Annotated in this window: 8 protein-coding genes; 3 read left to right on the top strand and 5 right to left on the bottom strand. The window is 54.3% G+C overall.

The genetic code is table 11. The features are described 5' to 3' along the window. Positions 1–194: 194 nt before the first annotated feature. From DCC81_RS09685 to DCC81_RS09675, 3 genes are all read left to right on the top strand, one after another. On the top strand, positions 195–725 hold the full coding sequence (locus DCC81_RS09685) for a gluconate 2-dehydrogenase subunit 3 family protein (RefSeq protein WP_165806516.1): 531 nt from the start codon (positions 195–197) through the stop codon (positions 723–725). Between the two features lie 35 nt (positions 726–760). Further along, positions 761–2,467 carry a GMC oxidoreductase gene (locus DCC81_RS09680; RefSeq protein WP_108686324.1) on the top strand — a complete coding sequence of 569 codons (1,707 nt, stop codon included), beginning with the start codon at positions 761–763 and terminating at the stop codon, positions 2,465–2,467. A 208-nt stretch (positions 2,468–2,675) separates the two neighbouring features. Then, positions 2,676–5,330, top strand: a complete 2,655-nt coding sequence (locus DCC81_RS09675; RefSeq protein WP_108686323.1) for an alpha-L-rhamnosidase — start codon at positions 2,676–2,678, stop codon at positions 5,328–5,330. Between the two features lie 97 nt (positions 5,331–5,427). Here DCC81_RS09675 and DCC81_RS09670 read toward each other — a convergent pair whose 3' ends face one another. The 5 genes from DCC81_RS09670 to DCC81_RS09650 all read right to left on the bottom strand — a co-directional run bounded on the left by DCC81_RS09670 (position 5,428) and on the right by DCC81_RS09650 (position 13,430). Continuing rightward, positions 5,428–7,974: a TonB-dependent receptor domain-containing protein gene (locus DCC81_RS09670; RefSeq protein ID WP_165806515.1), complete on the bottom strand. Its 2,547-nt coding sequence runs from the start codon at positions 7,972–7,974 to the stop codon at positions 5,428–5,430. 53 nt (positions 7,975–8,027) lie between these two features. Then, positions 8,028–9,446 carry a hypothetical protein gene (locus DCC81_RS09665; RefSeq protein ID WP_133177620.1) on the bottom strand — a complete coding sequence of 473 codons (1,419 nt, stop codon included), beginning with the start codon at positions 9,444–9,446 and terminating at the stop codon, positions 8,028–8,030. Next, entirely contained in the window at positions 9,436–11,865 is a 2,430-nt protein-coding gene (locus DCC81_RS09660; RefSeq protein ID WP_108686320.1) for a bifunctional YncE family protein/alkaline phosphatase family protein, read from the bottom strand. The genes DCC81_RS09665 and DCC81_RS09660 overlap by 11 nt, the downstream gene beginning before the upstream one ends. 224 nt (positions 11,866–12,089) lie before the next feature. Then, positions 12,090–12,935, bottom strand: a complete 846-nt coding sequence (locus DCC81_RS09655; RefSeq protein ID WP_240612943.1) for a sigma-70 family RNA polymerase sigma factor — start codon at positions 12,933–12,935, stop codon at positions 12,090–12,092. 27 nt (positions 12,936–12,962) lie between these two features. Further along, positions 12,963–13,430, bottom strand: a complete 468-nt coding sequence (locus DCC81_RS09650) for a carboxymuconolactone decarboxylase family protein (protein ID WP_108686318.1) — start codon at positions 13,428–13,430, stop codon at positions 12,963–12,965. Positions 13,431–13,563: the final 133 nt, after the last annotated feature.

The following is a 13,563-nucleotide window of genomic DNA, read 5'->3' as shown; positions in this document are numbered from 1 at the left end:
GAACAGCATGCTTTTTTAAACCTCCGGGGCGTCACAAGGGCGGCGGCCTGGAGGGTATTGGCGCTCCCCCACTCTCTCCCACCCCATTTTTTTCCTTTTTCTCCCCGTTTTTTACTACTTTTCACCGTCCGCAAGGAAAATGGTCTGATAAGGAAATCTCCATGCTGCCAACCCACGTTTAAATGTATGATGTTATGAATGTCTCCAGACGAGCTGCGCTCAAACAATTTGTGATCATTGCTGCGGGAGTGGCGCTGCTTCCCTCCTGTTTACAACACAGCAAAAAAAAGATCGCCGGGTTTGAAAAAGTACCCATCGACGAAGACCAGCTGGCCCTTATGAACGGCGTAGCACAGGTCATCATCCCCGATACCGGCACGCCCGGCGCCAAAGCCGTACAGGCCGATATGTTTGCCCTCACCATGCTCAATGACTGCTATAAACAGGCAGACCGGGAACGCTTCCTCAAAGGCATGCAGGCCTTCACCGACCAGGTGAAAAAACAATACAACAAGTCCTTCACGGAATGCACGCCTGAAGAACAAACCGCCATCATCAAGGCGGCCAACGGCGCCAGCGACCCGGAGACCAACGATGCTACCTACTTCTATAAAACGATGAAGCATCTGACCATGCAGGCCTATACCCAGTCTAAATACTTTATGACCGAAGTACAGGTATACCAGCAGATCCCGGGCAAATACATTCCCAGCCAGGCCGTATAATTTTTTATTCCCACCAAATCTTCCAAGCTACTACCATGGCTAACGACTCTATACAAAACAGGACCTTTGACGCCATCGTGATCGGTTCCGGCATCAGCGGCGGATGGGCCGCTAAAGAATTTTGTGAAAAAGGCTTAAAGACACTCGTGCTCGAACGCGGGCGCAATGTGGTGCACAACAAGGATTATCCTACCACCAACATGATGCCCTGGGAATTCACCCACCGCGGCCAGCCGCCCATCGAGATCACCGAGGCTAATCCTTCCGTGGCCCGCTGCTACGCATTCCGCGAAGACGCCATGCACTTTTTTGTAAAAGATAACGATCACCCCTATACGCAGACGAAACCCTTCGACTGGATCAGGGGTTACCAGGTGGGCGGCAAGTCTCTCCTGTGGGCCCGCCAAACCCAGCGCTGGAGCGACTTTGACTTTGAAGGCCCCGCCCGAGACGGCTTTGCCGTGGACTGGCCCATCCGCTACAAAGACCTGGCGCCCTGGTACAGCTACGTGGAAAAATTTGCCGGTATCAGCGGTGACAAAGACGGCCTGGACATGCTCCCCGATGGTGAGTTCCTGCCTGCCGTAGGCCTCAATGATGTTGAAAAATATTTCAAAGGCGTAGTGGCCAAGAACTACACCGGCCGCCACGTGATCTACGGCCGTTGTGCCCACCTCACTGATCCGCAGGAGATCCACAAACAACAGGGCCGCGTACAATGCCAGAACCGCACCCTGTGCCAGCGCGGATGCCCGTTTGGCGGCTATTTCAGCAGCAACGCCAGCACCATTCCCTGGGCCATGAACACCGGCAATATGACCCTGCGCCCCGACAGCGTAGTGCAGGAGATCATTTATGACGATGCCAAAGGCAAAGCCACCGGCGTACGCGTAATAGACGCCCACACCAAGGCCGTGACCGAATACTATGCAAAGGTGATCTTCGTGAATGCCGCTGCCCTCAATACCAACCTGCTGCTGCTCAATTCCAAAAGCAGCCGCTTCCCCAACGGGCTGGGCAACGACAGTGGTGTGCTAGGTAAATATGTGGCCTTCCACAACTACCGTGCACACATCAACGCCACCTGCGAGGACTTCAAAAATGTGCAGGACGTAGGTCGCAGACCCACCAGCGCCTACATTCCCCGCTTCCGCAACGTATACAAACAGGAAACCGACTTCCTGCGTGGCTATGCCGCCGGTTTCGTAGCAGGCCGTGGCCATCATATGGACACCAGCGGCTTCGGGCAAGACCTGAAAAACCAGCTGGCATCCAAGGAACTGGGCCCCTGGTGGGTGGGTTCACACATGATGGGCGAAACCATCCCGAAAGAAACCAATACCGTAAGCCTGGACACCCAGAAGAAAGACGAATGGGGCATGCCCCTGCTGGACATCAACATCGCCTACGACGATAATGATGAAAAGATGATCAAAGACTTCCAGGAGCAGATGACGGAAATGTACACCAAAGCCGGCTTCACCAACATCCGCGTGGACGATTCCAAACAAGCCCCCGGCCTGGATATCCACGAGATGGGTGGTGCACGTATGGGCCTGGATCCTAAAACCTCCATCCTCAATAAATGGAACCAGATGCACGCTGTAAACAATGTGTTTGTAACAGACGGCGCCTGCATGACCTCTACTTCCACGCAAAACCCGTCCCTCACCTACATGGCACTCACCGCCCGCGCGGTGGACTATGCCGTGCAGCAGTTGAAGAAGGGGGAGATCGCGTAAAATTGTACAATGTACAGCGTACAACGTACAACGTACGATCCCTTTACCAGGACCAATCTTGCGCCAATGATCGTTGTACGCTGTACATTATACGCTGTACAAAAAATAATTGCCCGCCGCCAGCGGGCAATTATTTTTCCCCCACACAGGATACCACAGGATGGCCGCACGGAAGCGGCTTTTTATTTTAGGAACCATTGCTCTTCTCATGAACCGATTTGTATTGTACACCGCGGCGCTTTTATTGTCCGCTACCTCCTATGCCGGCGCGCAGGCGCCCGCCGCGGCCACCTTGCGCTGCGAATACCTGGAAAGGCCCCTGGGCATTGATGCACTGCACCCACGGCTGTCCTGGCGCATGCAGGACGACAGGCCCGGCGCCCGCCAAACGGCTTACCTGGTACGGGTGGGCACAGATTCCATGGCTTTAGGAAAACAAAGCATATGGAACAGTGGCCGTATAACGGGAAGCGATATACGATGCACTTACAATGGGCCTGCACTGCAGCCTTTTACTAAATATTACTGGAGCGTAACCCTGTGGGACCAGTACGGGAAACCCGGCACCACGGCCGTTTCCAGCTTTGAAACCGGCATGCTGGATGCTCACCAGTGGCAGGGCGCCTGGATCAGCGATCATGCGGATGTGGACCTGAAACCGGCCGGCGCTTTCCGTAAAGTGTTCACTGCAAAAAAGACCATCCGCACCGCCCGCGCTTACCTGGCGGCAGCCGGCCTGTATGAGCTTTATCTCAACGGCCAGCGCATTGGTGATCACCGCCTGGACCCGATGTATACCCGGTTTGACCGTCGCACGCTTTATGTTACGTATGATGTAACGGCCCAATTGCAGGCGGGTGAAAATGCCATTGGTGTATTGATGGGCAATGGCTGGTATAACCACCAGAGCACCGCCGTGTGGGACTTCCACAAAGCGCCCTGGCGTAACCGGCCGGCCTTCTGCATGGACCTCCGCATTACGTATACGGATGGCAGCACGGAAGTAATTAAAACGGATGAAAGCTGGAAAACATCCCTGAGCCCCGTGGTGTTCAACAGCATTTATACCGGCGAACATTACGATGCCCGCAAGGAGCAAAACGGGTGGAATACCCCGCAGTTCAACGACAGCGCCTGGCATCATCCCTACTACCGCTCCATGCCTTCCAACCACCTGGTGGCGCAGGCACTGCCGCCGGTAACGCAGGCGGAAACCCTTATCCCTGTGGGCTTACAGCGCTTCAATGATTCCGACTACGTATATGACCTGGGCCGCAATATCGCCGGCGTAAGCCAGATCACGCTGGACGGCCCTGCCGGCACAGTGGTACGCCTGAAGCATGGAGAAAGACGGTATGCCAGCGGGCACGTGGACCAGTCCAATATTGACGTGCACTACCGTCCGAAAGATAGTACCGATCCTTTCCAGACGGATATTTACATCCTCAATGGCAAAGGCCCGGAAACCTTTATGCCCCGCTTCAACTACAAAGGTTTCCAATACGTGGAGGTCACTGCAAACCATCCGCTGCACCTGCAGCAGCAGGACCTGCGTGCTTACTTCATGCACAGCAACGTGCAGCCGGCAGGCCACATCAGCAGCTCAGATACCATGATCAATAAGCTGTGGTGGGCCACCAATAACTCTTACCTCTCCAACCTGTTCGGCTATCCCACAGACTGCCCCCAGCGCGAAAAGAACGGCTGGACAGGGGATGCCCACATTGCTTCTGAAACAGGGCTGTACAACTTTGACGGCATCACTGTGTATGAAAAATGGCTGGCAGACCACCGTGATGAACAACAACCCAATGGCGTACTCCCTTCCATCATCCCTTCTAACGGGTGGGGTTATGAGTGGGGCAACGGCCCGGACTGGACCAGTACCATCGCCATCATTCCCTGGAACATTTACCTCTTTTACGGTGATAGTAAACTGCTGGCAGACAGCTATGAAAACATCAAACGTTATGTGGACCACATCACGGAGATCAGCCCGGATGGCCTGTGCAGCTGGGGCCTGGGCGATTGGGTGCCGGTGAGATCAAAATCACCGGTGGAGTTCACCTCCACCTGCTACTATTATGCGGATGTGACCATCCTGGCCAAGACCGCCAAACTGCTGGGCCACCCGGCAGACTATGCACAGTACAGCGCATTGGCCACAAAAATTAAAAATGCATTCAACAATAAATACCTGCACAGGGATACCCATCAATATGCGGACGGTTTTCAAACGGAGTTAAGCGCCGCGCTGTACTGGGGCCTGGTGCCGGATAACGAAAAACCCGCCGTGGCAGCAAACCTGCAGCAGCGGGTGGCAAAAGACAGCTTTCACCTGGATGTGGGCCTGCTGGGCACTAAGAGCATTCTCAATGCGCTAAGTGAAAACGGCTATGCACAGGCAGCCTGGCAGATCGCCTCCCAGCGCACCTTCCCGTCGTGGGGATGGTGGATCCGGAACGGCGCCACCACCCTGCTGGAAAACTGGCCCCTGGACGCTGCATCCGACATTTCCCGCAACCATATCATGTTTGGCGAAATAGGTGCCTGGCTGTACAAAGGCGTGGCCGGCATTTACCCGGATGAAAAAGCACCCGGCTTTAAGAACGTATTACTGCGCCCCCATTTTGTGCAGGGCCTCGACCATTTTGAAGCGCAGCATGAAGGCCCCTACGGCAATATCATCTCATCCTGGAAACGCACGGATAACGGTATCGCCTATACGGTCACCATCCCGGCAAACAGTACCGCTTCGATTACATTGGAGCTGACAAACGGGCAGCAGGTGTATGAGCACGGCAAGGCACTGGGCAGTGCATTTAACAAGCCCGCGGGCACTTATACATTCGATATTCATTAGGTTAACGACTGTACCCCTACAAAAAGGCCTGCGTCTGTAAAAGACGGCAGGCCTTTTTATTGAAAATTGCAATCATGCTTTCCGGCTGCAGGCATACTCACCTTGTATTGAATTGTACCCCCACCTGGAAACCCCGTTCGTGCGCACTCCGCTCCAGGATGGTGTGACCGGGAAACGTTTGGCCCGGCACACCAGGCAGCGTTCCTTTTATATAGATCTCCGTTCCCGCATTCAACAGGTTAGCAGCCTTGGCAAAAAGCTGCCAGCGTGTACCGATCATCTTCCGAACAGTAAAGTCCAGCGTAGTATAAGCACGCTGCCAGTTATCCAGGTTATACCAGCCGGATATTTCCGCGATCCGGCGCCCGGTATACACCCCCTGCAACTGCATTTGCCAGCCATGCTGCGGGGAGCGCCAGCGCAGCCCCAGGTTGCCCAGGTGGGCAGACTGCCCCTCCAGTGGGCGCTCCTGTGTGCGGGTCACAGTAACAATGCCCGATGCAGGATCATCCGGCTTTTCCCGCTGTTTAAACTTCTTGGTTTGCGTAATGTGAGAAGCCGTGAACGTATAATTAGCCTGGATACCAAAAGCGCCCCACTGCTTTATTACAGCCAGTTCAAGCCCGTAATTGTTAGCGGTGGCATAATTACGTAACTGTTCGGTAAGCCGCGCGGCCGGCACATAAGACAGCCCGTTTGCAGGAATGGGATACAGCGTGTCCGTGGCGCCCAGCAGGGTTTTTTCGTAAGGATCTGCAATGCGCTTATAAAAGGCAGTTACCTGGAGTAATTCCAGTACGCCGGGCCGGTACAGGTCATACCGCAGGTCAAAGTTGCTGGCCGTACTTCTTTTCAGGAAAGGATTGCCTGCTATGTTATAATCATCATAGTTCATGTTGAAAAACGTGATGTCGTACAGGGAAGGCCTGCCCAGCGACTTGTACCACGACAGCTTTATGGCCTGCGCATCGCTCAGTGCATACCGGATGCTCGCCGAGGGCAGCCAGTCCCTGTAATGGATACCGATCCCGTTATAGCGCGAAGCGTCTGGGCTGGCGGCGGAATGCACGTGCTGCACCGTGGATTCTGCCCGCATGCCTGTTACCGCATTCAGCTTACCGGTATGGAAGGTTGCCTGGAGAAAGAACGCGCTGATATTTTCTTTAGCGGTATAAGTGCCTGCTGTGTTCACACTTCCCCTGGGGTTTTGTGGGCCGTTGTCATTCAGCCATACAGCATCGTAAATGCCAGTGAATGGCTGGCCATTGCCACTGGTAATGGCGGGGTTGAACAGGTAATCGTTGAAGAAATTATCCCGGCGGCGGTATTGCAGCAAGGTGCCGCCTTCCAGGTCCAGCTGCTGTTTTAAGAGGGCAGGTTTGAAACGCAGGCTCACGTGCAGGTCGTTCTCCCATTCTTTGTTGTGCATCCAGGTACGTTCCAGGGGGGCCAGCAGGAGGGGTGTTTGGTGTACCTGGCCATCAGCGCCCAGTATGCGGCCGGTATTGGCCGTAAGCTCCGCGCGGTCCGGGGCGTTTCCCCTGGCAGTGGAATGCACGCCGGCCCAGTCCAGGGTGAAGCCCTTTGCCAGCAAATGGTCTCCCTGCAGGTCCAGGTGTTCCAGGGATTGACGCAGGGTGCGCGCTCTCTGCATCACGGCAATGCGCCCGGTACCAGGGCCCGTGCGGCCTTCCGCCAGGCTGGTATCTACCGCGTTGCGGGTTTCCATATCTGTCTTATCCAGGTAAAGCTGGTACAATCGTAATTGGTGCCTGGGATTGAAACGGTAATCCAGGGTGGTATAAAAATACTTCCGGCTGCTGGTCTGGTAATAGGTGCGTTTGATGAAATCCGTGATGCCCGGAACATTGTTGACCTGGGGTTCATTGTTTTGCAGCACCAGGAATCCGTCGGCAGCGCTGTGGAGGGTTTGCACGCCGGTGGTGGCAAATATGCCCAGCTTCCCGGATACAAACCGTTTGCCCCAGCTTACATGGCCCTGCAGGTCCGGTGCAGCGGTATGGCGCTTGAAGGAGAGATTGCCCTTGCTGAAATCATTGCCGGTAGCATTGTAATCCGGCCCAAACCGTTCGTAGGGGGATTGCCGTTGTACGGCTTTATTATCGAAGCCGGTATAAGCCTGTTGCAGGTAAAACTGGTTGTAGCCGGTGGCTACCTGGAAAGAAAGTTCCTGCTGATCGGGCGCGCTGCGGGTTACAATGTTAATGCGCCCCCCGGTGGCGTCTCCGGCCATGGCAGGGCTCAGCGTCTTGTATATTTCCAGGCGGTCTATGATGGCAGCAGGAAAAAAATCCAGCGACAGGTAGCGGGTACGCTCATCCGGGCTGGGAATAGGCATCCCATTCACCGCGGTATAGCTATACTTGGGCGCCATGCCGCGGATGATCACATGGCCAGGTATGCCGGTCTCATTCTGTAACAGGGATACGCCGCTCACACGCTGCAGGATGTCTGCCACTGTGATGTCTGCCGCCTGCTCAATGGATGCCCGCGAGATCACGTGTACCAGCTGGGTGGATTGCTTTTCCTCTATGCGGCCGTGCACTTCGGAAACAAGGGCTGTACGGCCGGAAACATGCACGGTATCCAGCGTTACCTTTTGCGCAAAAGCAGCGCAGGGCATTCCACACACTGCTATTGCAAAAGGCAGGAGCCAAAAAAAGATCCGTTGTCCCATCAATACGGGTTGCCGGTATTATCCAGTTGGAATGCGCCAATATCCTTCCCGGGCGCCATAATGCCGGTAGCGCCATATACAGCATCCACCTTCACAGCAGCATTGGGGCTAAAGCCGGTAAATCCTTTACCTGCAGCCGGTGAACCGGGCCGGAGGTGGAAATTATAGCTACCCAGAAAACTGGCAGTGATAAAATCAAACCCCGCGCTTACCGGCAGCGGGTAATTTACAAACAGCGGGTTGTTGGCACCCGGTACGGTGTTGTTACCGCCATTGATATCCGTAGCCTGCTGTTGCGTAATATAGCCGGCAGGCAGGAACTGGGAAGTGATGCCGGTGTTATCACCATAGTTGTAGGTGTTGCCATAGCGGATGTTAGCCGTATCTGCCGCGGGTACACTGCCACCGCCGCCCATGATGGCAAGGCCAAAGGCACAGTTCACCAGCAGGTTGTTGTAACATTTACCACGCCCGCCGTTCTCGAAATCCAGCGAACCGCCCTCACCTACTTTGGCCTGGCGGTAACCGGTATTAATGATAGTGTTATTGTAGATGCAGGCATTGGCTTGCGGCGAAAGGCCGCCGGCATTGGCAGACTTAAAAGCATTGCCGGTACCACCTATCACCAGGTTGTACGCGATATCGCCTTCGCCACCGCTCTTTACGTTTACACATTCTCCCGCCTGGAATCCTACCTTTTCAAACGTGTTGCCAAAGATGGCGAACTTGCCACCCGCTACGCGCACCATATCATCAAAAGAACCATAAAGCTGGCAGTTTTCCAGCACCAGGCTTGCCTTGGGGTTCTGGGTAAAGATACCGTAGCGCGCTTTGTTAGGCCTGGCCGGGTCGGTAGCCGGTGCCAGGCCGCCCAGGTATTCCAGGCGTGCCCATTTGAGGATGATATCACCTGCGGTAACCCCGCCCTGTATGCCGCCCCAGTAGCCCTTAAAGGCGGGATCAGTATTGGGGCTTTGCGGGTCTTTGGAGGGATCCGAACGGAGGGCTTCATCTTTCACGGTGAACAATACCGGGTGCTGCTGTGTACCAAGTACCAGCAACGAACCGTTCAACACCAGCCCGGGTGCATGCCCCTGGGTGCCGATCGCATTGGCGCCACTGGACGGGCCGGTGAACAGGATCTTCACCCCACTTTGCACCACCAGGGTATCACCGGTATTGATCACTGCATCGCCGTAATCGCTATGCAGGTAGTAAGTGCCATTTGCTTTCAGGGTGCCTTTAATGCTGCGGCCATTGGACCCGTTCTTTGTATTAAGGGTATCGCCTTCGGCTATATAGCTGCCCTGCGTGGGCTCACCGGGTGTAATGTCCACGTCTGTTTTGGATTTGCTGCAGGCGGTCAGCAGCAGGGCAATGGCCAATACCAGGTTTCCGGTCTTGATTTTATTGATCATCATCATCAGATTTCACGGTGTTTACAAATGCGGCGTGCACAATGGGCGGCACCACCGCGTGCTCACCTTTTACGGCTTTCCAGGTGATGAGGTTCATCAGCTGGTCAGGGATCACGTCTTCTTTAGAGAAATCCAGCTTGCTGGAAATAGCTGCCAGCTTTGTGTTTGCCGGGTTTACATCCAGCAGGTTCACGTTGGCGGGCAGTGACTGGAAGGCAGTTGCATCCGCCTGGTCCGTGAAGCTGTTCCACATGGGCATGGCGGCAGCATCGTATTGTGTCATGGGCGGCATGCCGAGGATCAGTTCAATGGTGCGGATCACGGAGGAAGTAGTGTACATCGTGTGGTCCACGAAATGCCTTTTCACATAACCGCCTGCAATGTAAGCCGGGGAGCGGTGGGCATCCACGTGGTCCGGGCCGTTCTGGGCATCATCTTCCAGGATGAAGACCACGGACGCTTTCCACACCGGGCTTTTGCTGAGGTATTCCAGGAACATGCCTACTGCCAGGTCGTTATCCGCCACGTGCGCGAAGGGAGTGGGACGGCCGGCGGCCAGGCCCTCGGTGTGGTCAGTGCCAAAACGGATGGTCATCAACTGGGGCAGCGCATTGGCAGCCATCAGTGAATCAAAGTCCGCTTTCCAGACCGCAAACCGCGCCGTATCCGGGATATGCAGGTTAAAGCCTTCAAAGTTCTTTGCATAGTGGCCTTCCAGCACGGGGATGGCAGGTCCTTTTTTGCCGGCAAATTCACCATACGTGCGGTAGCTCACATGGGAAGCGCTGGCACGGTCCCAGATATATTGCTTATTGAGTGCAGTAGCGCCCCTGGCTCCCACGCCACGGTTACCGTAGCTCGTGGGCCAGTTCTTTTCCATGTAATCCGTGGCGTAAGCGCCCATGCTCCAGTTATGCCCGTCTGCACTCACTTCCCCGTCTACATAAAAATTATCCAGCAACACAAATTGCTGTGCAATGGCGTGCTGGTTAGGTGTGATCTTTTGTCCAAAGAGCACCAGGCTTGTGTCCCCATTGCCGCCGGGCATATCGCCCAGCACCTGGTCATACGTGCGGTTCTCCTTGATGATATAAAAAACATGCTTGATGGGCGAAGGTGCTCCTATTTTCATGGGAACGGGATTGCCCGGCATGCCGGCAGCTGCCTGCTCTTGTTCTTTATTGTAAGGTGTGTTATGATACACGGCCTGGGAGTACGCCGCACGCAGCTTTTCATCGGGTACGGGGATAATGCTCAGGGTGCCCATCAGCAGGCCACCGCCAATGTATTGTACCTTTTTAGGTTGCTGATCGTCCCCGGTATGGATACCTACGTGCTCCTTTTTATCTGTAGGATTGGGGCCCTGCGGGTTGGCGAAGGAAGAGAACCCTTTACCATTGGCCACGTACAATTTTTTGCCTAATACCTTTACAGCCGTGGGGTACCAGCCCGTGGGAATAAAACCTTTAGATGTGCCGGCGCCGGGTTTGCTTACATCAAACACCGCAAGGCAGTTATTGTCTGCATTGGCAATGTACAGCAGGCGGTCATCATTGCCCAGTGCCACTGCATTGCTGGTAGAGCCACTCAGCTTAGTAGGATACAGCGCGGCGTTCAGTGTTTCCAGTACTTTCCGGGCTTTCACGTCCAGGACGGAAACGGAGTTATCGTTGGCATTGGCCACATACAAATAGCGGCCATTGCGGGAAATGCAAAGGTCATTAGGATTATCGCCTACGGCAACGCTATCTGTCAGTGCCAGCTTGCCGGTGTTATAGACCATCACCTTATCACCTCCCCAAAGGCTGATATACAATTCTTTTTTATCAGGGCTAAGCAGGCAGGTGTAAGCCTCCGCATGCAGGGGCAGTTGCTGCAGGATCTCTTTGCTGTCTGTGTTGATGACATACAGGCTGTTGTTTTCTTTGGTCACCACGTACATACGGTGGGCTTTATCATCCAGCGCAATGCCCGTGGGCGATACCGTTGCCGCCGGATAAGGTGCTCCCAGCTTAAAGGTATCGGTTATGACCAGCTTATTATTGGTGATGGTATACCGGAGAATACAGTTGTCATTGCCGCCGGAAGCATACAGGTATTTTTCATCTGCGCTGAAGGCAATACCGCCCCACGCACGGTGTATCTCCACCTGGTCCAGCGCCTTATCATTACGGGCGTCCAGCAGCTGGATGGTCTGGGTGCTCTGGCCGTTGTTGGTAACGGCAGCATAACGCCCCGTGTTGCTGACGGCAATGTTCAGCGGGAGATCGCCCAGGGGAAGGCTGCTGCCGGCCGGTGTAAGCGACCAGCCATTGGGCAGGTGAATGCGTTTGCGCTCCAGGGACAACAGGTCCTGGGCCTGGATGCTATTGCCCAGCAAAGCCAGGCAGGCAGCCGCAAATAAGATTTTACGTTTCATCTTGATGATGGTTTATCAGCAGTAGTTGTTTCCGTTTTGTTTCCGTTGGTCTCAATGGACAGTAATGGCAGCCGTTAAAGAGGTGAAAACTATAAAAAAAAGCAGGGTGTTCATGTTATCAAATTATGAACCGGCCGTATTGCAGCCACCGTGGGGCAAAAACAAAGCGGCACCGCATCATAAGATCTGATACAGTCCCGCTTTATGGGAAATGCAGGTATGTTTTACAGGTCCTGCATACTTTGAATTTTATCCGGGTCCAGCAGGCTGCAGATCTCCGTAATGTGGCTGCCGTCTTCAGAAAGGGTGAACACCTGGCACACGACCAGGCGCCCGTTCACATAATACAGGAGGGCCGGCTGGTGGTTAAAGGTGGAAGGCACTGCTTCCATGTTACGCTGGAACTTACTGTAGATGTACACCATGAGCGGGCCCACTTCTGCCACACCATGACAGATCTTACGCACCAGGGATACTTTGCCGCCACTATCTGCGAAGAAGGTAATATCGCGCGACAGCAGTTGTTCCAGTGTGGCGGTATCACCCCTGCGGATGGCACCTATGTAGTTTTCCAGCAGGACGGCGCTTTCGGGGCGTGGCCTGGCAGCCTGCGTTATTTTGGCGGAAGGATTGATCTTTTCGCGGGCGCGGCTTAGCAACTTGCGCGAATTTTCCACTGTACTGGAAAGCACTTCGGCTATTTCTTCGTGGCTGTAGGCAAAGGCTTCTTTGAGGATGAACACTGCTCTTTCCCTGGGATTGAGCTGTTCCAGTAACAGGAGCATGGAGTAAGACACGATGTCCTGCATATTCAGGTTGGTATCGGCCCGCTCCGTGGCCACCGGTTCCGGCAGCCATACACTATCTGCAGGCACTGTTTTACGTTTTGCCCGCATGTTGATCGCCTGGTTCACTACACTTTTAATGAGGTAGTTCCTTTCATCTGCAATGCCCTCCCTGGGCGAGCTCACGTAACGTGCATATACTTCCTGTACCGCATCCTTGGCGTCTTCTACAGAGCCGAGGACATTATAGGCGTATGGAAATAAAGCGGCCTGGTAATCGTTCACGGTGTACATTTTAAGTAAAGGTAATGGTTAGGCGGCTTGGTAGGCCCCGGGCTTGTAATTCCCGGGTGTGGTCTTAAATATCTTGTTCAGGCGGTTCCAGACATTGATCTCTCCCACTGCCAGGGCCAGGTTGGCAATATCGTTCTTGGTAAAGTGCTTCAGCAGCTCATTATAAATATCGTCCCCTACTTCCTGCTGATTCGCATTGGTCAGTGCGTCTGTGAGGGCCAGGGCTGCTCTTTCCTTGTCCGTGTAGTAAGGGCAATCGCGCCAGGCAATGAGGCTGTGCAGGCGCTGGGGTGTTTCACCATTCGCTATGGCATCTTTCCAGTGCATATCCAGGCAGGGCGCACAGTGATTGATCTGGGAAGCGCGGTATTTGATCAGCTCCCGCAGGCTGGGTTCCAGGCCGGCGTTCTGCAGGTAGTTGCTCATATTGAACATAGTAGACAGCAGTTGCTGGGGGATCTCGTTGAAAGCAAAACGTTGTGACATCTTATTACAGTTTTTACGGTTTAGTAAAATTGGATTACGGTAATAAGACCGGGCAGGGCCCCGGAACGTGACAGGATTTTTAATTTTTTCGGGGGCCTGCGGCCAAAGGCAATGTGGGCGCAGATCTCCGGCG

It is taken from the genome of Chitinophaga parva (assembly GCF_003071345.1).
In the GTDB taxonomy this organism is placed as follows: Bacteria; Bacteroidota; Bacteroidia; order Chitinophagales; family Chitinophagaceae; genus Chitinophaga; species Chitinophaga parva.
The sequence above is the reverse complement of the archived record's forward strand: the minus strand, read 5'-3'. Positions and strand labels throughout refer to the sequence as shown.

Coding starts and splice junctions, on each gene's coding strand:
- DCC81_RS09685 (WP_165806516.1), top strand. CDS start 195: ATGAATGTCTCCAGACGAGCTGCGCTCAAACAATTTGTGATCATTGCT.
- DCC81_RS09680 (WP_108686324.1), top strand. CDS start 761: ATGGCTAACGACTCTATACAAAACAGGACCTTTGACGCCATCGTGATC.
- DCC81_RS09675 (WP_108686323.1), top strand. CDS start 2,676: ATGAACCGATTTGTATTGTACACCGCGGCGCTTTTATTGTCCGCTACC.
- DCC81_RS09670 (WP_165806515.1), bottom strand. CDS start 7,974: ATGCCCTGCGCTGCTTTTGCGCAAAAGGTAACGCTGGATACCGTGCAT.
- DCC81_RS09665 (WP_133177620.1), bottom strand. CDS start 9,446: ATGATCAATAAAATCAAGACCGGAAACCTGGTATTGGCCATTGCCCTG.
- DCC81_RS09660 (WP_108686320.1), bottom strand. CDS start 11,865: ATGAAACGTAAAATCTTATTTGCGGCTGCCTGCCTGGCTTTGCTGGGC.
- DCC81_RS09650 (WP_108686318.1), bottom strand. CDS start 13,430: ATGTCACAACGTTTTGCTTTCAACGAGATCCCCCAGCAACTGCTGTCT.